This window comes from Plantibacter sp. Leaf314 (assembly GCF_001423185.1).
Lineage (GTDB): Bacteria > Actinomycetota > Actinomycetes > Actinomycetales > Microbacteriaceae > Plantibacter.
The window spans coordinates 138072-158238 of sequence record NZ_LMOB01000001.1; the positions used below are offsets into that span (position 1 = coordinate 138072).

At 67.3% G+C, this 20167-nt stretch carries 17 protein-coding genes; 12 read left to right on the forward strand and 5 right to left on the reverse strand.

Annotation, left to right across the window (positions count from 1 at the left end; genetic code table 11):
• The first annotated feature begins 40 nt into the window (after nt 1-40).
• The 4 genes from dnaE to ASF68_RS00690 are packed head-to-tail and all read left to right on the forward strand — an operon-like array spanning nt 41 to nt 6519.
• Nucleotides 41-3559: a DNA polymerase III subunit alpha gene (gene dnaE, locus ASF68_RS00675; RefSeq protein WP_082498423.1), complete on the forward strand. Its 3519-nt coding sequence runs from the start codon at nt 41-43 to the stop codon at nt 3557-3559.
• A gap of 60 nt (nt 3560-3619) precedes the next feature.
• Nucleotides 3620-4990 (forward strand): histidinol dehydrogenase, encoded by a 1371-nt coding sequence (hisD, locus tag ASF68_RS00680; RefSeq protein WP_056005456.1) that lies wholly within the window; start codon nt 3620-3622, stop codon nt 4988-4990.
• Complete coding sequence (gene nrdR / locus ASF68_RS00685) at nt 4990-5478, forward strand: transcriptional regulator NrdR (protein WP_056005459.1); 489 nt, start codon at nt 4990-4992, stop codon at nt 5476-5478. Before hisD ends, nrdR begins: the two co-directional genes overlap by 1 nt.
• A 3-nt stretch (nt 5479-5481) precedes the next feature.
• Nucleotides 5482-6519 (forward strand): quinone-dependent dihydroorotate dehydrogenase, encoded by a 1038-nt coding sequence (locus tag ASF68_RS00690; protein ID WP_056005462.1) that lies wholly within the window; start codon nt 5482-5484, stop codon nt 6517-6519.
• Between the two features lie 68 nt (nt 6520-6587).
• On the opposite strand, the gene ASF68_RS00695 is transcribed toward ASF68_RS00690, so the two are convergent.
• On the reverse strand, nt 6588-7187 hold the full coding sequence (locus ASF68_RS00695) for a DUF3043 domain-containing protein (protein WP_056005465.1): 600 nt from the start codon (nt 7185-7187) through the stop codon (nt 6588-6590).
• Between the two features lie 43 nt (nt 7188-7230).
• Between ASF68_RS00695 and ASF68_RS00700 the strand changes: the two genes are divergently transcribed.
• From ASF68_RS00700 to ASF68_RS00725, 6 genes are all read left to right on the forward strand, one after another.
• Nucleotides 7231-8673, forward strand: coding sequence for a dipeptidase (locus ASF68_RS00700; RefSeq protein ID WP_056005468.1), 1443 nt, complete (start codon nt 7231-7233; stop codon nt 8671-8673).
• 108 nt (nt 8674-8781) lie between these two features.
• Entirely contained in the window at nt 8782-9147 is a 366-nt protein-coding gene (gene erpA / locus ASF68_RS00705) for an iron-sulfur cluster insertion protein ErpA (protein WP_056005471.1), read from the forward strand.
• Between the two features lie 162 nt (nt 9148-9309).
• Entirely contained in the window at nt 9310-10212 is a 903-nt protein-coding gene (gene coxB / locus ASF68_RS00710; protein WP_056005474.1) for a cytochrome c oxidase subunit II, read from the forward strand.
• The gene (gene ctaD / locus ASF68_RS00715) at nt 10209-11936 is read left to right on the forward strand and encodes a cytochrome c oxidase subunit I (protein WP_056005477.1); all 1728 of its coding nucleotides are present in this window, start codon (nt 10209-10211) and stop codon (nt 11934-11936) included. Before coxB ends, ctaD begins: the two co-directional genes overlap by 4 nt.
• A 5-nt stretch (nt 11937-11941) precedes the next feature.
• The gene (locus ASF68_RS00720) at nt 11942-12364 is read left to right on the forward strand and encodes a cytochrome c oxidase subunit 4 (RefSeq protein WP_056005480.1); all 423 of its coding nucleotides are present in this window, start codon (nt 11942-11944) and stop codon (nt 12362-12364) included.
• Nucleotides 12364-12816, forward strand: coding sequence for a GNAT family N-acetyltransferase (locus ASF68_RS00725; RefSeq protein WP_056005483.1), 453 nt, complete (start codon nt 12364-12366; stop codon nt 12814-12816). Before ASF68_RS00720 ends, ASF68_RS00725 begins: the two co-directional genes overlap by 1 nt.
• Before the next feature lie 739 nt (nt 12817-13555).
• Here the strand turns inward: ASF68_RS00725 and ASF68_RS00730 are convergent.
• Genes ASF68_RS00730 through ASF68_RS00745 form a run of 4 tightly spaced genes read right to left on the reverse strand, consistent with a single transcriptional unit; the run spans nt 13556 to nt 17840 of the window.
• Entirely contained in the window at nt 13556-15190 is a 1635-nt protein-coding gene (locus ASF68_RS00730) for a ubiquinol-cytochrome c reductase cytochrome b subunit (RefSeq protein ID WP_056005486.1), read from the reverse strand.
• Nucleotides 15187-16272, reverse strand: a complete 1086-nt coding sequence (locus tag ASF68_RS00735; protein ID WP_056005489.1) for a ubiquinol-cytochrome c reductase iron-sulfur subunit — start codon at nt 16270-16272, stop codon at nt 15187-15189. Before ASF68_RS00735 ends, ASF68_RS00730 begins: the two co-directional genes overlap by 4 nt.
• 35 nt (nt 16273-16307) lie before the next feature.
• Nucleotides 16308-17153, reverse strand: coding sequence for a cytochrome c (locus tag ASF68_RS00740; protein WP_056005492.1), 846 nt, complete (start codon nt 17151-17153; stop codon nt 16308-16310).
• 18 nt (nt 17154-17171) lie between these two features.
• Nucleotides 17172-17840 carry a heme-copper oxidase subunit III gene (locus ASF68_RS00745; protein ID WP_082455740.1) on the reverse strand — a complete coding sequence of 223 codons (669 nt, stop codon included), beginning with the start codon at nt 17838-17840 and terminating at the stop codon, nt 17172-17174.
• A gap of 143 nt (nt 17841-17983) precedes the next feature.
• On the opposite strand from ASF68_RS00745, the gene trpD reads away from it, so the two are divergent.
• Nucleotides 17984-19045 carry an anthranilate phosphoribosyltransferase gene (trpD, locus tag ASF68_RS00750; protein ID WP_056005495.1) on the forward strand — a complete coding sequence of 354 codons (1062 nt, stop codon included), beginning with the start codon at nt 17984-17986 and terminating at the stop codon, nt 19043-19045.
• 118 nt (nt 19046-19163) lie between these two features.
• The gene (gene dhaK / locus ASF68_RS00755) at nt 19164-20165 is read left to right on the forward strand and encodes a dihydroxyacetone kinase subunit DhaK (RefSeq protein ID WP_056005499.1); all 1002 of its coding nucleotides are present in this window, start codon (nt 19164-19166) and stop codon (nt 20163-20165) included.
• The last annotated feature ends 2 nt before the right edge of the window (nt 20166-20167 follow it).

Below are 20167 nucleotides of genomic sequence, written 5' to 3' on the forward strand. Positions count from 1 at the left end.
CCGCGCCGTTCCCCCAGCACGATCCCCGGAGGCGCCGTCCGTGCCCACGTCCACCGATTCGTTCGTCCACCTGCACGTCCACAGCGAGTACTCGATGCTCGACGGCGCCGCCCGGGTGAAGCCCCTCATCCAAGCCGCTGTCGAGCAGGGCATGCCCGCCGTCGCGGTCACCGACCACGGCAACATGTTCGGCGCGTTCGACTTCTGGCGGACGGCCACCGATGCGGGTATCAAGCCGATCATCGGGACCGAGGCGTACATCACCCCGGGGACGGCGCGCGGCGACCGCACCCGGATCAAGTGGGGCGACGGCGGGGGAGACGACGTGTCCGGGGCCGGCGCGTACACGCACATGACCCTCCTCTCGGAGACGACCGAGGGCATGCACAACCTCTTCCGGCTGTCTTCGAAGGCGTCGATCGAGGGGTACTACTTCAAGCCCCGCATGGACCGCGAGATCCTCAGCCAGTACGGCGCCGGCCTCATCGCCACGACCGGATGCCCGAGTGGTGAGGTGCAGACGAGGCTCCGCCTCGGTCAGTACGACGAGGCGGTCAAGGCCGCCGCCGACTTCCGCGACATCTTCGGAGCGGAGAACTACTTCTGCGAGATCATGGACCACGGGCTCGGGATCGAACGCCGGATCATGGGCGATCTCATCAGGCTCTCGAAGGACCTCGGCCTGCCACTCCTCGCGACGAACGACCTGCACTACACGCACGCGGCCGACGCCAAGGCGCACGCGGCGCTGCTCTGCGTGCAGTCCGGCTCCACACTCAACGACCCGAACCGGTTCAAGTTCGACGCGGACGAGTTCTACCTGAAGTCGGCCGACGAGATGCGCCGACTGTTCCGCGAGTACCCCGAGGCGTGCGACAACACCCTCGCGATCGCCGAACGCTGCGAGGTCGCCTTCGACACCTCCGCGAACTACATGCCGCGGTTCCCGGTCCCCGAGGGGGAGAACGAGGAGAGCTGGTTCATCAAGGAGGTCGAGGCGGGCCTCCACCAGCGATACCCGAACGGCATCCCCGCCGACGTCCGCGACCGCGCCAACTACGAGACGCGCGTGATCGTCCAGATGGGGTTCCCCGGCTACTTCCTCGTCGTCGCCGACTTCATCCAGTGGTCGAAGCGCAACGGCATCCGGGTCGGGCCCGGGCGTGGCTCCGGTGCCGGATCGATGGCCGCGTACGCGATGCAGATCACCGACCTCGACCCGCTCCGCCACGGGCTCATCTTCGAGCGGTTCCTCAACCCCGACCGCGTCTCCATGCCCGACTTCGACGTCGACTTCGACGACCGTCGTCGTGGCGAGGTGATCAAGTACGTCACCGAGAAGTACGGCGACGAACGCGTCGCGCAGATCGTCACCTACGGCACGATCAAGGCCAAGCAGGCGTTGAAGGACTCCTCCCGGGTCCTCGGCTTCCCGTTCGGCATGGGCGACAAGCTGACGAAGGCCATGCCGCCGGCGGTCATGGGGAAGGACATCCCGCTCGAGGGCATCCTCGACGCCAAACACCCGCGGTACAAGGAGGCCGTCGACCTCCGCGGCATCCTCGACACGGATCCCGAGGCGCGCACCGTCTTCGAGACCGCCCTCGGCATCGAGAACCTCAAGCGCCAGTGGGGTGTGCACGCAGCCGGCGTGATCATGTCGAGCGACCCGCTCATCGACATCATCCCGATCATGAAGCGTGAGCAGGACGGCCAGATCGTCACGCAGTTCGACTACCCGGCGTGCGAGTCGCTCGGACTGATCAAGATGGACTTCCTCGGGTTGCGCAACCTGACGATCATCAACGACGCCCTCGACAACATCAAGAGCAACCGGAACATCGACCTCGTCCTCGAAGACCTCGAGCTCGACGACCGGGGCGCGTACGAGCTGCTGTCCCGGGGCGACACGCTCGGCGTGTTCCAGCTCGACGGCGGACCGATGCGCGCGTTGCTGCGTCTCATGAAGCCCGACAACTTCGAGGACATCTCGGCACTCATCGCGCTGTACCGCCCGGGCCCCATGGGCGCGAACTCGCACACGAACTACGCCCTCCGCAAGAACGGCCTGCAGGAGATCACCCCGATCCATCCGCAGCTCGAAGAGCCGCTGTCCGAGATCCTGTCGACGAGCTACGGGCTGATCATCTACCAGGAGCAGGTGATGGCGATCGCGCAGAAGGTCGCCGGCTTCTCCCTCGGACAAGCCGACATCCTCCGACGAGCGATGGGCAAGAAGAAGAAGTCCGAACTGGACAAGCAGTTCGAGGGCTTCTCCGGCGGCATGGTGGCCAACGGGTTCTCGATGGAAGCGGTCAACAAACTGTGGGAGATCCTGCTCCCGTTCTCCGACTACGCGTTCAACAAGGCGCACTCGGCTGCGTACGGGGTCATCTCCTACTGGACGGCCTACCTCAAGGCCCACTACCCGGCGGAGTACATGGCCGGGCTGCTGACGAGTGTCGGCGACTCCAAGGACAAGATGGCGCTCTACCTCAACGAGTGCCGCCGGATGGGCATCCAGGTCCTGCCGCCGGACGTCAACGAATCGATCGGGTTCTTCGCGGCCGTCGGCGAGGACATCCGCTTCGGGCTCGGCGCCGTCCGCAACGTGGGGTCGAACGTGGTCGAGCTCATCCGTCAGGCACGCGAGCGTGAGGGGCGGTTCACCTCCTTCCACGACTTCCTGCGCAAGGTGCCGCTGCCCGTGGCCAACAAGCGGACGATCGAGTCGCTGATCAAGGCCGGTGCGTTCGACTCCATGGGCGACAGCCGACGAGCGCTCTACGAGATCCACGAGGACGCGGTCGACTCGGTCGTGAAGGACAAGCGTGCCGAGGCGTCGGGGAGCATCGGCTTCGACTTCGACAGCCTGTTCGCCGAGGTCGGTGAGGTGCCGCTCGCGAGCGTCCCCGAACGACCCGACTGGAGCAAGCGCGACAAGCTCAACTTCGAGCGCGAGATGCTCGGGCTGTACGTCTCCGACCACCCGCTGGCCGGTCTCGAGATCGAACTCGCGAAGCATGCGACGACGACCATCACCGACCTCATGACCGCCGAGAACATGGACGGCGAGACCGTCGTCATCTCGGGGCTCGTCACGAGCGTCCAACACCGCATCGCGAAGGCGTCCGGCAATCAGTACGGCATGATCCAGGTCGAGGACTTCGGCGGCGAGATGACCGCCATGTTCATGGGCAAGGCCTACCAGGAGTTCGCGTCGGAACTCGTCGGCGACTCCATCGTGGTCGTGCGTGGCCGCGTCAGCGTCCGCGACGACGGGATGAACCTGCACGCGTACAGCATCTTCTCGCCAGAGCTCCCTGAGGCGGGTGCCGATCGCATGCTCCAGCTGACGATGGCGGACGCCCGCGCGACGACTGAGACGGTGATGACCCTTCGCGACATGCTCTCGAGACACGCAGGCTCGACCGAGGTCCGACTGAAGCTCTTCCGGGGCGATGTCGCGCGGGTGTTCGAGTTGCCGCATCGGGTCAGCGTGTCCTCCGGGCTCTTCGGTGAGCTGAAGTCGTTGCTCGGCCCGAACTGTCTCGGTTGACGCGTTGCACACCACGTCGCCGGCGGGACACGACGCCGTGAACGCTAGGCTGTGACGGCCATGATCACCACCATTGACCTCAGGGGCGTCCGGCCGAGCCGGACCGAGCTCCTGGAGATGCTGCCCCGTCCCGTCGTCGACGTCACCGCCGCAGCCCATGCGGCGCAGTCGCTGATCGACGCTGTGCGGACCGAGGGTTCCGCTGCGTTGTCGGCGCAGTCCGACCGGTTCGACGGCGGACGGCCGGAGCACCTCCGCGTGCCTCAGTCCGAGATCGACGCGGCGGTGGCCGCACTGGACCCTGCGGTGCGCGCCGCACTCGTCGAGGCCATCGACCGGGTTCGCGAGGCGACGCGAGCGCAGGTCCCGCCGGAGCGCACCACCACGCTCGGCGAGGGAGCGACCGTCGTACAGCGGTGGGCGCCCGTCGGCCGGGTCGGGCTGTACGTGCCCGGGGGCAAGGCCGTCTACCCGTCGAGCGTCGTCATGAACGTCGTCCCGGCGCAGGAGGCCGGGGTCGGCTCCGTCGCGCTCGCGTCCCCACCGCAGCGCGAGTTCGACAATCGTGTGCACCCCACCATCCTCGGAGCCGCCGGTCTCCTCGGGGTCACCGAGGTGTACGCCATGGGCGGGGCCGGAGCCATCGGCGCCTTCGCCTACGGGGTCCCGGACATCGCCCTGGACCCGGTCGACGTCGTGACGGGTCCCGGGAACATCTTCGTCGCAGCGGCGAAGCGCCTCGTGAAGGGGCAGGTCGGGATCGACGCCGAGGCCGGTACCACCGAGATCCTGGTCATCGCCGACGCCTCCGCAGACGCCAGACTCGTGGCCGCCGACCTCGTCAGCCAGGCCGAGCACGACGAGGCCGCGGCGTCGTTGCTCGTCACCGACGACGAGGCCCTCGCCATCGCCGTCCAGGACTGGTTGCGTCGCTATGCAGCCGGCACCCGCCACGGCGCCCGCGTCGTCCAAGCCCTCGCCGGCCCGCAGTCCGCCATCGTGCTCGTCGACGACCTGGAGGCCGCCGTCGCATTCAGCAACGCCTACGGACCGGAGCACCTCGAGGTCCAGACCGCCGACCCGGAGGCACTGCTCGGCGCCATCACGAACGCCGGCGCCATCTTCCTGGGTGAGCACACCCCGGTGAGCCTGGGTGACTACCTCGCCGGCTCCAACCACGTCCTCCCGACGGGAGGACAGGCCCGCTTCTCGTCCGGCCTGGGCGCCTTCACCTTCCTCCGCCCACAGCAGGTCGTCCGGTACGACGAGCCCGCGCTCCGCCAGGTCTCGAGCCACATCGTCGCCCTGTCGTCGTCCGAGGACCTCCCCGCGCACGGTGAAGCGGTGACGGCGCGTTTCGGCCTCGTCGGCGCCGAGACCCGCGCAGCCGAGGAGCACACCGAGCACGCCACACCCGAGGGAGCCGTCTGATGTACTGCCCGTTCTGCCGCCACCCCGACTCCCGCGTCATCGACTCGCGGACGAGCGACGACGGGCTCGCGATCCGTCGGCGCCGGCAGTGCCCGGAGTGCGGGCGGCGGTTCAGCACGATGGAGACCTCGAGCCTCGGCGTGATCAAGCGCTCCGGTGTGGTGGAGCCGTTCAGTCGGGAGAAGGTCGTGAGCGGCGTCAGGAAGGCGTGCCAGGGTCGTCCGGTGACGGATTCCGACCTCGCGGTGCTCGCGCAGCGCGTCGAGGAGTCCATCCGGGCGACGGGCGCATCGCAGATCGACGCGAACGACATCGGTCTGGCGATCCTCGCACCGCTGCGGGAGCTCGACGAGGTCGCCTACCTCCGGTTCGCCAGCGTCTACCAGGCGTTCGAGTCCTTGGACGACTTCGAGTCGGCCATCGCGCTCCTCCGGGTCGAACACGCCGCGGGCGCGTCGAACGCCGACGAGCCGATCGTGGAGCGCTGAGTCGTGTACCGGTTCCTCTTCACCCACGTCCTGGCGAAGCTCGACCCGGAGCGCGCCCATCACCTCGCGTTCGACGTGATCCGTGCGCTTCCGTCCACCGGTCTCGGATCCGTCATCAGGCGGTGGACCGCACCCCGGACCGACCAGTCCGTCGAGGCGCTCGGCCTCCGGTTCGAGACCCCGTTCGGTGTCGCCGCCGGGTTCGACAAGGACGGCAAGGGGGTGCTCGGGCTCGGGCTCCTGGGCTTCGGCCACGTCGAGGTCGGCACCATCACGGCGATCCCGCAGGCTGGCAATCCGAAGCCACGCCTCTTCCGCCTCGTCCCGGACCGTGCGGTGATCAACCGTATGGGCTTCAACAACGAGGGTGCCACATCCGCCGCGCCACGACTGGCGCGGACGGCCCGCGTCGTCAGGCGTCCCGTCCTCGGGGTGAACATCGGCAAGAGTCGGGTCGTGGACGTCGCCGACGCCACGGCCGACTACGTCTCGAGCGCCACCCTGCTGGCACCCACGGCCGACTACCTCGTGGTCAACGTCAGTTCACCGAACACCCCTGGTCTCCGAGGTCTCCAGGAGCTCGATCAGCTGTCGCCCCTCCTGGACGCGGTGCGTGCCGCCGCCGGAACGACACCGCTCCTCGTGAAGATCGCACCGGACCTCACGGACGCCGAAGTGGACCGCATCGCTCAGCTCGTCGTCGACCTGGGGCTCGACGGGATCATCGCGACGAACACGACGATCTCCCGTGACGGCCTCGAGACCGACCGGTCGACCGTGGAGGCTGCCGGTGCCGGTGGACTCTCCGGCGCGCCACTCGCCGACCGGTCGATCGCGGTCCTGCGACGGATCCGCGCCGTCGTCCCGGCGGAGCTGTGCGTGATCTCCGTCGGCGGTGTCGAGACCGCCGCGGACGTGCGGGAACGGCTCGCCGCCGGTGCAACGCTCGTCCAGGGGTACACGGCGTTCCTGTACCGCGGTCCGCTCTGGGCGCGGCAGATCAACCGTGGGCTCGATCGCCTCGCTCGCGCCGGCCGCTGACCCGGTCGAACGCCGCTGACGACGAACGCCCGCCGGTCTGGGACCGACGGGCGTTCGTGGTGCTGGACCTACTTGTTGGGGAACTGACCGCGCTTCACCTGCGGCTTCGGCAGGCGGAGCGGGCGCAGCTGCAGCGCGCGCATGGCGGCGTACCAGCGCACGCGCGGCTCGTCCTGGCCGAACTTCGCTCGGAGCGCCTTCCGGACACGGAAGCCGAGGAAGAAGCAGTCGGCGATGGCGATGATGAAGAAGACCCAGAGGGTCAGCATGCCGTAGACCTGGATCTCGGGGACCGGCATGAACGTGAGGATGATCACGAGGAACATGACGGGGATCATGAACTCGCCGATGTTGAACCGGGCGTCGACGTAGTCGCGGACGAACTTCTTCTGCGGGCCGCGTTCGCGAGCCGGGAGGAACTTGTCGTCGCCCGCCGCCATGCCGGCCTGTGCTCGTCGTCGAGCCTCGGCCTGCTGGGCCTTCGCCGCGCGTGAGGCCTCCTTGCGGTCGGAGGGGACGAGCGGACGCTTGTTCTGCGCCTCGCGTTCGGCGCGCGACGGCGTCGGGCGGCCCTTCGCCTCCTTGGCGCCGCGGGCGAGGCGCTCGGCGGTCTGCGCCGCGGTCTCGACGAGGGGCTCTGATGCTGGGGTGCTCTGCTGTTTGGCCACGGTGGAACGTCCTTGATCGGGGGATTCGCTTAAGATTACTCGCATGACGACAGGTACCACGACGGAATCGGCCCAAGATCCACACAACGACCAGGAACTCCTCGACCGACTCCGCGAATCGGTCGCGGGCGCCCTGCCATCCTCGATCGCCGACCTGTCGGCACTCGTGCGGATCCCATCGGTGTCCTGGTCGGCGTTCGACGCCGCCGAGGTGGCCCGGAGCGCCGAGGCCGTCGCCGAACTCGCGCGCGATCTCGGTGTGTTCGACGAGGTCTCGGTGCGCCGTGCCGCCGTCGACGGGGGCACGGAGCTCGGGCAGCCCGCGGTCCTCGCCCGGCGCGAGGCCCGCAACGGTCGCCCGACCGTCCTGCTCTACGCGCACCACGACGTCCAGCCGCCCGGAAGCGACGACAAGTGGGAGTCGCCGCCGTTCGAGCCGACCGTCCGCGACGGCCGCCTCTACGGGCGCGGCGCGGCCGACGACAAAGCCGGCGTGATGTCCCACATCGCGGCGATCCGCGCGGTGACCGAGGTGCTCGGCTCCGATCTCGACCTCGGCATCGTCCTGTTCATCGAGGGGGAGGAGGAGTTCGGATCACGATCGTTCGGCTCGTTCCTGGAGGAGCACCGCAAGACCCTCGCAGCCGACGTCATCGTCGTCGCCGACAGCGACAACTGGGACGAACGGACTCCGGCCCTCACGATCGGCCTGCGCGGCAATGTGACGTTCCGGCTGCGCGTGAAGACGCTCGACCACGCCTCGCACTCGGGGATGCTCGGGGGAGCGGTGCCCGACGCCATGCTCGCGGTCGTCACCCTGCTCGCGACCCTGTGGGACGCCGACGGTTCCGTGGCGGTCGAGGGGCTCACCTCGCACGACGCCGTCACCCCCGAGTTCGACGAGGCACAGCTCCGCGCGGAGTCCGGCCTCGCCGACGGTGTCTCGCCCATCGGTCGGGGTTCCATCCTCAGCCGGATCTGGTCCCAGCCCGCGATCACTGTCACCGGGATCGACGCACCGACCGTGGCCAACGCCTCGAACACCCTCATTCCGGAGGTGGCCGTCCGCATCAGTGCGCGGATCGCCCCCGGCCAGGACCCGGCGGACGCCTACCGAGCCCTCGAGACGCACCTCATGGCCCACGCGCCCTTCGGAGCGCAACTGACCATCGACGAGGTCGACCAGGGGAGTCCGTTCCTCGTCGACACGAGCGGCTGGGCCGTCGCCGAGGCGAAGCGCGCCATGCACGACGCCTGGGAGGTCGAGCCGGTGGAGATGGGTGTCGGCGGATCCATCCCGTTCATCGCCGACCTCGTCCGGGTTTTCCCGGAGGCGCAGATCCTCGTGACGGGCGTCGAGGACCCGCACTCGAGGGCGCACAGCCCGAACGAGTCGCTGCACCTCGGGGTGTTCCAGAAGGCGATCCTCACCGAGGCGGTCCTCCTCGGTCGGCTCGCCTCGGCGCCCAAGCCCTCGGCCGGGTGATCCGCGGCGGTGGGAACACCCCCGGCATCATGGGGTGCGCCCGCCGCCCCGAGCGGTAGAATGACAGACAGGCGTCGTCCGGCGCCGCCAGACCTCGCGAGGAGCATCATGAGCGACACCATCCTGACCGAGACCAAGATCGACGCGGCCCACGGCGTCGGACTCTCCGACACGGCGGCGCAGAAGGTCAAGAGCCTCCTCGAGCAGGAGGGTCGCGACGACCTCCGCCTGCGCGTCGCCGTCCAGCCCGGCGGCTGCTCCGGACTCATCTACCAGCTCTACTTCGACGAGCGCATGCTCGACGGCGACGCGACCGTCGACTTCGACGGCGTCGAGGTCATCGTCGACAAGATGAGCGTCCCCTACCTCGACGGCGCCTCGATCGACTTCGAGGACACCATCCAGAAGCAGGGGTTCACCATCGACAACCCCAACGCCGAGGGCAGCTGCGCCTGCGGCGACAGCTTCCACTGAGGCAGATTCTTCCTGAAGGGGAAATCACCCGGTCCCGGGTGGTTTCCCCTTCGACATTCCGGTCACGATCCGGCACCGCGGACGCGAATGGTCCGGCGTTCTCCACCCATCCCCACTAGACTGGGAGGCGATCCACAGGTGTGTATTCGAAAGGTTTCAGAGGTGCGCTCGACTCGTCGTCTCAGATGGGCTGCCATTCCGGTCGCAGCCACACTCGCCATAGTCCTGGCGGGTTGTACGCAGGCGGAACTACATGGTTACCTGCCGGGATTCGTCGAGGGCGAATCTCCCGTCACGAACCACACGGACCGCATCGCGGGCCTGTGGGTGACCGCCTGGCTGGTGCTGCTGGCCGTCGGCGTGGTGACGTGGGGGCTCATCATCTGGGCCGTCATCGTCTACCGCCGCCGCAAGGGCCAGACGGGCCTCCCCGTGCAGCTCCGGTACAACATGCCGATCGAGATCTTCTACACGGTCGTCCCGCTCATCCTGGTGCTCGGCTTCTTCGCCTTCACGGCGCGCGACCAGAACGCGATCGAGACCCAGTACGAGGATCCCGACGTCGCGATCGAGGTCTTCGCCAAGCAGTGGGCCTGGGACTTCGTGTACGACGAGGCCGTCAACGGCCAGGACGTCTGGACCGCAGGCGTGCAGGCCGACGAGAAGCCCGGTGGCGTCATCGACCAGGACGCGCTCCCCACCCTGTACCTGCCCGTCGGCAAGACGGTGAAGATCGCGCTGCAGTCGCGCGACGTCATCCACTCCTTCTGGGTCATCGACTTCCTCTACAAGAAGGACATGTTCCCGGGGAAGACCAACTACATGTCCTTCACGCCCGAGCGTGAGGGAACCTACGCCGGCAAGTGCGCCGAGCTGTGTGGCGAGTACCACTCGCTCATGCTCTTCAACGTGAAGGTCGTCTCGCAGGCCGAGTACGACAAGCACTTGGAAGACCTGGCCGACTCCGGCAACATCGGTGACTACGGCACGGAATACGACCGCAACAGCAACCTCCCCGGCACCAAGGCGCCGGCAGGTCTCGAAGAGCACGGAGACGGGGAATGACCTCCACCACGCTTCCTGCAGGCCAAGCGAGCGTCGTCGGACGCACCTCGGTCGAGCGCAAGGGCAACATCCTGGTCAAGTGGATCACCTCCACCGACCACAAGACCATCGGGTACATGTACCTGATCGCCTCGTTCATCTTCTTCTGCCTCGGTGGCGTCATGGCGCTCATCATCCGTGCGCAGCTCTTCGAGCCCGGCGGAACGATCGTCGAGACGAAGGAGCAGTACAACCAGCTGTTCACGATGCACGGCACGATCATGCTGCTCATGTTCGCGACGCCGCTCTTCGCCGGCTTCGCGAACGCGCTCATGCCCCTGCAGATCGGCGCACCGGACGTCGCCTTCCCGCGGCTGAACGCCTTCGCCTTCTGGCTCTACGCCTTCGGTAGCCTCATCGCCGTCGGTGGCTTCCTCACCCCGCAGGGTGCAGCGGCCTTCGGCTGGTTCGCGTATGCGCCATTGTCGAGTACGACCTTCTCACCGGGCCTCGGAGGGAATCTCTGGGTACTCGGTCTGGCACTGAGCGGGTTCGGAACCATCCTCGGTGGCGTCAACTTCATCACCACGATCATCACCATGCGCGCTCCCGGCATGACGATGTTCCGCATGCCGATCTTCACGTGGAACGTGCTCGTGACGTCGATCCTCGTCCTCATGGCGTTCCCGGTCCTCGCCGCCGCGCTCTTCGGTCTCGCCGCAGACCGCGTGTTCGACGCCCACATCTACGATGCCGCGAACGGTGGCGTCATCCTGTGGCAGCACCTGTTCTGGTTCTTCGGTCACCCTGAGGTCTACATCATCGCGCTGCCGTTCTTCGGCATCGTGTCGGAGATCTTCCCGGTGTTCAGCCGCAAGCCGATCTTCGGTTACAAGACCCTGATCTACGCGACGATCGCCATCGCAGCCCTCTCCGTGACCGTGTGGGCGCACCACATGTACGTCACCGGCTCCGTGCTGCTGCCGTTCTTCGCGCTCATGACGATGCTCATCGCGGTTCCGACCGGTGTGAAGATCTTCAACTGGCTCGGCACCATGTGGCGCGGCTCCGTCACCTTCGAGACCCCGATGCTCTGGTCGATCGGCTTCCTGATCACCTTCGTCTTCGGTGGACTCACCGGTGTCATCCTCGCGTCGCCGCCGCTCGACTTCCACGTCTCCGACTCGTACTTCGTCGTGGCGCACTTCCACTACGTCGTCTTCGGCACGGTCGTGTTCGCCATGTTCGCCGGCTTCTACTTCTGGTGGCCGAAGTGGACCGGCAAGATGCTCAACGAGAAGCTCGGCTACTGGCACTTCTGGCTGCTGTTCATCGGCTTCCACACGACGTTCCTGATCCAGCACTGGCTCGGCGTCATCGGGTTCCCGCGTCGGTACGCGACGTACTCGCCGGAAGACGGCTTCACGTGGATGAACCAGCTGTCCACCGTCGGGTCGTTCATCCTGGCGATCTCACTGCTGCCGTTCTTCCTGAACGTGTACGTCACGATCCGCAAGGCTCCCCGGGTGACCGAGGACGACCCATGGGGTTACGGCGGATCGCTCGAATGGGCTACGAGCTCGCCGCCCCCGCGTCACAACTTCGTGTCGATCCCGCGCATCCGTTCGGAGCGCCCGGCGTTCGACCTCCACCACCCTGAGGTCGGTATCCCGGTCGGCGTCGGTCCTGCGAAGGACGCGCCTGACGCACCCACGCTCGACGTCGACTCCGGAAAGGTGAAGTAGCCGCCATGCGCGCCAATATCATTCTCTTCACGATCCTCACGGTGTTCTGTGCGCTCCTCTGTGCGGTCTACACGGTGTGGTCGCTCATCGACCCGCTGCACGGCCGCGTCGAGTGGGTCGGAACGGTCACGCTGGCTCTCGCAGCCATCCTGAGCGCCTTCCTCGGCTTCTACCTCAGCCGTGTCCACAAGAGCCAGGGAGCCGAGCTCCCCGAGGACACCCTCACCGCGAACATCGATGACGGCGACCCGGAGATCGGGCACTTCAGCCCGTGGAGCTGGTGGCCGATCATCCTCGCCGGTGCGTGTGGTCTGCTCGTGCTGGGTCTGGCCGTCGGCTTCTGGATCGCGATCATCGGGATCCCGCTGGTCGTCATCGCCGTCGTCGGTTGGAACTACGAGTACTACCGCGGATACTTCGCCCGCTGATGGTCGACTCGTTCAGCATCCGCCGGGGTCAGCCCGACGACCGCTCGGCAGTTTTCGGGCTGGCTGGCCAGCTCATCACCGGTTCGATCCCACCGGCCGCCGATGACTTCATGACTGCGTACAACAACGTCATGCGTCCCCGCGAAGATGAGACGAACGTGCTGTACGTCGCCGTGGACCAGGACGACCGCGTCGTCGGCTACACGCTGATGACCGTGTCGCGTCTGCTGCACGCCGCGGGTCTCACCGCCCACCTGCAGGAGCTGGTCGTCGATGAGAGCGCCCGCGGTGCGGGTATCGGCTCGGCCCTCGTCGAGGCGAACGAGCACTACGCGGTGGAACGCGGCGCCCGTCAGTTGACGATGTCCACGTCACGCGCCGGAGACTTCTACCGTCGCCTCGGCTACAACGTCACCGCAGAGTTCTACAAGAAGATCCTCCCGCTGGGCTGAGAGCCGAAGCGACGAAGAGCCCTCGAGCCCATCGCTCGGGGGCTTTTTCGTATCCAGCGGGGGATACGCCTCAGCTGCTCGACGACAGCCCGAGCCGGCCGCCTGCGCGGACGCTCATGCGCGCCATCCACCGCCGCCCAACACACTGGCTTACCACCGCGTTCGACGAGCAGCTTGGACGACGACGTCTCCCTCGCCAGGATCCTGCGGAGTGACCCAGCCACCAGCAGCGCGCGGTCGACGACTGTGAAGCCCCCGCCGGCCAGGGGCGCACAGGCCAGGGTGCAGACGCCGAATCCGGAGCCAGCTCCCAAGGGCGCGAGGACGGTACCCGGAGGCCGTACCCAGAGCCTCTGGGGCCGAGCTCTCCGCGGGGTGGGTGGGCGGACCAGGTGCGCCACACAACGGTCAGACCTCACGCGCGGGTGCGCTGGCCGTGTCGCACGTCGGGAGTCAAGCATGGCCGCCGTCGTCGGGGGAGCGGACCATTCCCAGGCGGCGAGACGACGCCGCTGGCCGCGTCGCGATGGCGCCAACGAACCGCCTCCGAGTACGGGACGCAATCCCGCAGTCGGTCGTCACGCAGACCCGAAGCTCCCAGCCGGTCGCAGGCTGGTCGAGAGGGGGCGTGTCGACGCAAGAGATCCGACGGTCTCCAGCGTCACGCGGTCTGCACGTCGGGAATGAGAGAAGCCCCGCAGTCCGTGTGGGCTGCGGGGCTTTCGTCGTGGGATGGCGACTAGTGGTGGTCGCCGTGGGAGCGTTCGATCTCCGTCTGCGTGACCGGAGCGATCCGATCTTCGAAGAACCACCGCGACATGGCTGCACGGGCCTTCTGCACGCCGGTGATCTTGCCCTTGGCGTTCGGACGGATCATCAACGGCTTGTGGTCGTCGTAGCTCGCCAGACGCCAGCGCTCGTACTCGTCCACCGGCTCGTGGACCTCGATGAACTCGCCACCGGGGAGGCGGACGATGCGTCCGGTCTCGTAACCGTGGAGGAGGATCTCGCGGTCCTTCTTCTGCAGCGCCAGGCAGGTCCGCTTGGCGAGGAAGTACGCGATGACCGGTCCGAGGATGAGGATGGCCTGCAGCGTGTGGATCACGCCTTCCATCGTCACCTTGAAGTGGGTCGCGATGATGTCCGAGCTCGCGGCTGCCCACAGGGCGGCGTAGAACGTGACGCCGGCAGCACCGATGGCGGTGCGGGTCGGCGCGTTGCGCGGGCGGTCGAGGATGTGGTGCTCGCGCTTGTCACCGGTGATCCACGCCTCGACGAACGGGTAGATGAACACCGTGACGATGAACAGGCCCAGGACGAGGACGGGAAGGATGATGTTGAACGAGAACGTGTGGTCCAACAGGACGAACTCGAGGTGCGGTGGCACCAGGCGGAGCGCCCCGTCGGCGAAGCCGATGTACCAGTCGGGCTGCGTACCCGCGGAGACCGGTGAGGGGTCGTACGGGCCGTAGTTCCAGATCGGGTTGATCGTGAAGAGCGACGCGATGAGCATCACGACACCGAAGACGATGAAGAAGAAACCACCCGCCTTCGCGGCGTACACGGGGAGGACGGGGAAGCCGACCACGTTCTGCTCGGTGCGACCGGCACCCGGGAACTGCGTGTGCTTGTGCACGACGACGAACACCAGGTGCAGGGCGATGAAGAGCAGCACCAGCGCGGGGAGCAACAGGATGTGCAGGGTGTAGAGCCGGCCGACGATGTCGGTGCCCGGGAACTCACCGCCGAAGAGCAGGAACGTCGTCCAGGTGCCGATGATCGGCAGACCCTTCACCATGCCGTCGATGATCCGCAGACCGTTACCGGAGAGCAGGTCGTCGGGGAGCGAGTAGCCCGTGAAGCCCTCGGCCATCGCCAGGATGAAGAGGACGAAGCCGATCACCCAGTTGAGCTCGCGCGGCTTGCGGAACGCTCCGGTGAAGAAGATCCGCAGCATGTGCAGGCCGATGGACGCGACGAACAACAGCGCTGCCCAGTGGTGCACCTGACGCATCAGGAGGCCGCCGCGGATGTCGAACGAGATGTCGAGGGTCGACGCCATGGCGACCGACATCTCGATGTTCTTCAGCGGGACGAACGAACCGTCGTAGTGCACCTCGGCCATGGAGGCCTGGAAGAAGAAGGTGAGGAACGATCCCGACAGCAGGATGATGACGAAGCTGTAGAGGGCCACCTCACCGAGGAGGAACGACCAGTGGTCGGGGAAGATCTTGCGACCGAACTCCTTGACGGCGACCGAGATGGACGTCCGTTCTTCGAGGTAGTTGGCTGCAGCGCCGGTGAAACCACCGGAGCTCTTCGCCGGAGCGGCCTTGGCCTGCTCAGGGGCGCGTGTTGCGGTCGAGGTGCTCAATGACGCTCCCAGAAGCTCGGGCCGACAGGTTCGTGGAAGTCGCTCCGCGCGACGAGGTAACCCTCATCGTCGACGGTGATCGGCAGCTGCGGGAGCGGCCGGGCGGCCGGTCCGAAGATGACCGCGCAGTGGTTCGTGACGTCGAACTGCGACTGGTGGCAAGGGCAGAGGAGGTGGTGCGTCTGCTGCTCGTACAGCGCCACCGGGCACCCGACGTGGGTGCAGACCTTGGAGTAGGCGACGATGCCGTCGTAGGACCAGTCCTTCTTGGACTCCTCCTCGACGAGATCCTCGGGCTTCAATCGCATGAGGAGGACGATCGCCTTGGCCTTCTCGTTGAGGACGTGCTCGGCCTCGTGGAGGTTCTCGGGGATGACGTGGAAGGCGCTTCCGAGCGTGACGTCGGACGCCTTGATCGGCGTGCCGGAGGGGTCGCGAGCGAGGCGCGTTCCTTCCTTCCACATCGTGTGCTGCATGAGCTCGACCGGGTCCTCGTCGTACGGCGCGAGGCCGCGGAAGAGGGCGATGCCGGGGAGTGGGAAGACGATGAGCGATCCGATGAGGCTGTTACGGATGAGCGCACGGCGTCCGATGCCGGACTCGACGTTCGCCTCGTGCATGATCTCGACGGCACGATCGCGGCTGACCTGGTTGCCGCCCACCTTGTGGCGGTAGTCGATGCCCTCCTCGTCGTGCATGAGGGCCTTCCCCCAGTGCACGGCGCCGATACCGATCGCGAGCAGGGCGAGCGCCATTCCGAGACCGATGAAGAGGTTGTTCAACCGGACGGATCCGATGTCCTCCGGCTCGATCGGGAACGCCATGTAGGCGGCGACCGCCCAGACGCTGCCGGCGATCGACAGGTAGAAGAGGGTGTAGACGGCGCGCTCGGCCCGCTTGTCCTTCTTGGGGTCGAGGTCCGTGACGCGCTTCCGGTGCGGAGGCAGACCAGGGTCGGCGATGGCATCGCGGGCGATGACCCCGGTGCCGGTCGCGACCTGCAGCTCCTGCCCGTGGGCGGACGGATCGGCAGACGAGTCGGCGGTCGGGTGACCCGAACCGCTCGAGTTGTCGTGAGCCATTGTGCTCCTTCTTACGTGTTGTCGATCCGCGTCGGTCAGTTCGACTTCGCGGTGATCCAGACGGTGAGGGCGACGATCGAGCCGAGGCCGAAGATCCAGAGGAACAAGCCCTCGGAGACGGGGCCGAGCGAGCCGAGGTCGTTACCGCCCGGTGACGGGTTGGCCTCCATGAACTTGAGCGCGGTGATGATGTCGCGCTTGTCCTCGGGGGAGAGGTTCATGTCGTTGAAGACCGGCATGTTCTGCGGGCCGGTGACCATGGCCTCGTAGATGTGGGCTTCGCTAACGCCCACGAGCGAGGGAGCGTACTTGCCCTCGGTCAGGGCGCCACCGGCTGCAGCGACGTTGTGGCACATGGCGCAGTTGATCCGGAAGAGCTGTGCTCCGTTGGAGGAGTCGCCGGCGGCGTCGAGGTACTGCTCGTCGGGGATCTCCGGGCCGGGGGCCACTGAGGCGACGTACGCGGCCAGCGAGGAGATCTGCTCCTCGGTGAACTGCACGGGCTTCTCGGGGGCCTGCGGGCCCTGGTTCTGCAACGGCATGCGACCCGTACCGACCTGGAAGTCGACCGCGGCAGCGCCGACGCCGAGCAGGCTCGGTCCGGCGGTCGTGCCCTGCATGTCGAGTCCGTGGCAGGTGGCGCAGTTGGCCGAGAACAGCTTCTCGCCCTCGTCGACCGAGGCCTGCGACTTCGCGGCGGCGACGGGCTCGGCGCTGGCCGTGCTGACGCTGACGGCCGCGTACGCTCCGCCGGTCACGAGCAGGCCGATCGCGAGGAGTGCTGCCGAGGCGAAGGGGCTGCGGCGACCGCTCTTGCGGTTCGCGCGAGCGGTCTTCTTGGACGACTTGGTGGCCGTCGGCTGGGTGGGGTCAGTCTTCATGGAGTCAGTCATTCCGGGTTAGCGCAGGATGTAGATGACGAAGTAGAGGCCGATCCACACGACGTCGACGAAGTGCCAGTAGTACGAGACGACGATGGCGCTCGTCGCCTCTTTGTGGCCGAATCGCTTGACCGCGAAGGCGCGGCCGATCACGAGGAGGAAGGCGATCAGGCCGCCGGTCACGTGCAGGCCGTGGAAGCCGGTGGTGAGGTAGAACGCCGAGCCGTACGCGTTCGAGCTGAGGGAGATGCCCTCGCTGACGAGCGTGGCGTACTCGAGCACCTGGCCGGCGACGAAGACGGCGCCCAGGGCGTAGGTGAGGAAGAACCACTCGACCATGCCCCACTTGCGTGGGCTCCAGCCCGTCATGCGGGGCTGCATGCGTTCTGCCGCGAAGACGCCGAACTGGCACGTGAACGACGAGGACACGAGGATGATCGTGTTGATCGTCGAATACGGGACGTTCAAGCGGCCGGCTTCGGCCGCCCACAGCTCGGGAGCCATCGATCGCAGCGTGAAGTAGATCGCGAAGAGGCCGGCGAAGAACATGACCTCGCTGCCCAGCCAGACGATCGTTCCAACGGCGACCGTGTTCGGTCGGTTGATCCGGGGCGCGCTCGGCGCGAGGTTGATTGAGGTGCTCGTCACCCCTCCATTATGGCCGATAGCGCGAGCGGTTTTTCGCATTTCGGGGGCGACGATGGCGTACGGAGCAGTAAGGCTATCCTTATTTCCTGACCGGGATCTTCGGTTCTGCTGCGGAATTCATGTGATCCTCGCCGGGTGGAGCGCCCCGGGCCACGGCGGGTCGCGCTTGTAAGATCGTCGTCATGCCTCTCACGACCTGGCCGACGCTCATCGGCGACCTGCTCGCCGGAACCGATCTCAGCGTGTCCGAGTCCACGTGGGCCATGGAACGCATCATGACGGGGCAGGTCACCGACGCCCAGCTCGCCGGATTCCTCATCGCACTGCGGAGGAAGGGGGAGACGGTCGACGAGATCGTCGGGTTCCGTGACGCGATCCTCGACCACGCGATGCCGCTCGTCGCACCGTCCCGCGCGCTCGACATCGTGGGAACCGGCGGCGACCGGTTCGGGACGGTGAACATCTCGACCACGGCTTCCATCGTCGCTGCGGCGACCGGCATCCCCGTCATCAAGCACGGCAACCGCGCCGCGAGTTCTGCCTCCGGCTCGAGTGACGTGTTGTCCGCCCTCGGCGTCGACCTGGCCTTGCCGACGGAACTGGTGGGGGAGGTGCTCGCATCCACGGGCATCACCTTCGCCTACGCCGCCGCCTTCCACCCGGGCTTCCGCCACGCCGGCGCGGTGCGCGCGGAGCTCGGCGTTCCGACCGTCTTCAACTTCCTCGGCCCGCTCGTCAATCCTGCTCGACCGGAGGCCTCCGCCGTCGGCGTGGCGCATGCCGACCGGATCCCGCTGTTCGTCGGGGTGTTCCAGACGCGCGGAGCCACCGCGCTCGTCTTCCGTGGCGACGACGGTCTCGACGAGCTCACCACGACGGGACACAGTCACCTGTGGGAGGTCACGCGCGGTGCCGTCACCGAACACGACCTCGATCCGCGCGAGCTGGGTATCCGGCGCGCGACGATCGACGACCTGATCGGCGGCGACGCTCAGCACAACGCCGGTGTCGTCCGGGCGACCCTCGCCGGCGAGGAGGGCCCGGTCCGCGACATCGTGCTGTTGAACGCGGCCGCCGGGATCGTGGCGTTCGAACTCTCCGAGGATCCGACGCAGGCCCAACGGCCGATCCTCGACCGGTTCGCCGCCGCGTTGCTGTCCGCGGCGGGCGCGATCGACTCCGGCGCGGCGACGGCCAGACTCGACGCCTGGGTCGAGGCGACCCGCGCCCTCGGTTCGCGCTGATCGACGCCGCGACCACGCCCGACCGGGCCCTACCGGCGGCGCGGCCCAGCGCGTAGGTTGAGACCCGATGCCGGCGCACCCGGCCGGCGGTCCCGAACCGATCTTGCAGGAGGATTCAATGAAGAAGCTCATCAATGATCCGAAGGACGTCGTCGCTGAGGCGGTGGCCGGCTTCGGAGCCGCGCACGCCGATCTCGTCTCCGTGTCCCTCGACCCCGTGTTCATCACGCGCGCGGACGCGCCGGTCGCCGGGAAGGTCGGGATCGTGAGCGGCGGAGGGAGCGGACATGAGCCCCTCCACGGCGGATTCGTCGGGTTCGGCATGCTCGACGCGGCGGTGCCCGGGCCGGTCTTCACCTCACCGACGCCCGACCCGATCGTCGCCGCGACCAAGGCCGTGGACGGGGGCGCCGGGGTGCTCCACATCGTGAAGAACTACACGGGGGACGTGCTCAACTTCGAGACCGCGGCCGACCTCGCGCTGGCCGAGGGGATCGAGGTGCGATCGGTCGTCATCGACGACGACGTCGCCGTCAAGGACTCGCTCTACACCGCCGGACGCCGCGGCGTCGCCGGGACCGTCCTGGTGGAGAAGATCGCGGGTGCCCGGGCAGAGGCCGGGGGAGGGCTCGACGAGGTCGCCGAGGTCGCCCTCAAGGTCAACGCGCGGACGCGCACGATGGGTGTCGCTCTCACCCCTTGCGTCGTCCCGCACGCCGGTGAGCCCAGTTTCACCCTCGCCGACGACGAGATCGAGATCGGCATCGGCATCCACGGCGAGCCGGGTCGCGAACGTATCCCGTTGGAACCGGCGGACCGTATCGTCGACCGGTTGCTCGGCGCCATCCTCGAGGATCTGCCGTATGCGCCGGGTGAACGGGCGCTCGTCCTCGTGAACGGCATGGGCGGGACGCCGCAGCTCGAACTCTTCATCGTGTACCGCCGCGTCGCCGAAGCCCTCGCGGAGCGGGGGATCGAGGTCGCCCGATCGTTGGTCGGCAACTACACGACGAGCCTCGAGATGCAGGGGGTGTCGATCACCCTCCTGAAACTCGACGACGAATTGACCGAATTGTGGGACGCGCCGGTGCAGACCGCCGCGCTCCGGTGGGGACGGTAGAC

Coding starts and splice junctions, on each gene's coding strand:
- nrdR (WP_056005459.1), top strand. CDS start 4,990: ATGTACTGCCCGTTCTGCCGCCACCCCGACTCCCGCGTCATCGACTCG.
- ctaD (WP_056005477.1), top strand. CDS start 10,209: ATGACCTCCACCACGCTTCCTGCAGGCCAAGCGAGCGTCGTCGGACGC.
- ASF68_RS00740 (WP_056005492.1), bottom strand. CDS start 17,153: ATGAAGACTGACCCCACCCAGCCGACGGCCACCAAGTCGTCCAAGAAG.
- ASF68_RS00745 (WP_082455740.1), bottom strand. CDS start 17,840: ATGCGAAAAACCGCTCGCGCTATCGGCCATAATGGAGGGGTGACGAGC.
- ASF68_RS00725 (WP_056005483.1), top strand. CDS start 12,364: ATGGTCGACTCGTTCAGCATCCGCCGGGGTCAGCCCGACGACCGCTCG.
- ASF68_RS00720 (WP_056005480.1), top strand. CDS start 11,942: ATGCGCGCCAATATCATTCTCTTCACGATCCTCACGGTGTTCTGTGCG.
- ASF68_RS00700 (WP_056005468.1), top strand. CDS start 7,231: ATGACGACAGGTACCACGACGGAATCGGCCCAAGATCCACACAACGAC.
- erpA (WP_056005471.1), top strand. CDS start 8,782: ATGAGCGACACCATCCTGACCGAGACCAAGATCGACGCGGCCCACGGC.
- hisD (WP_056005456.1), top strand. CDS start 3,620: ATGATCACCACCATTGACCTCAGGGGCGTCCGGCCGAGCCGGACCGAG.
- trpD (WP_056005495.1), top strand. CDS start 17,984: ATGCCTCTCACGACCTGGCCGACGCTCATCGGCGACCTGCTCGCCGGA.
- dhaK (WP_056005499.1), top strand. CDS start 19,164: ATGAAGAAGCTCATCAATGATCCGAAGGACGTCGTCGCTGAGGCGGTG.
- ASF68_RS00735 (WP_056005489.1), bottom strand. CDS start 16,272: ATGGCTCACGACAACTCGAGCGGTTCGGGTCACCCGACCGCCGACTCG.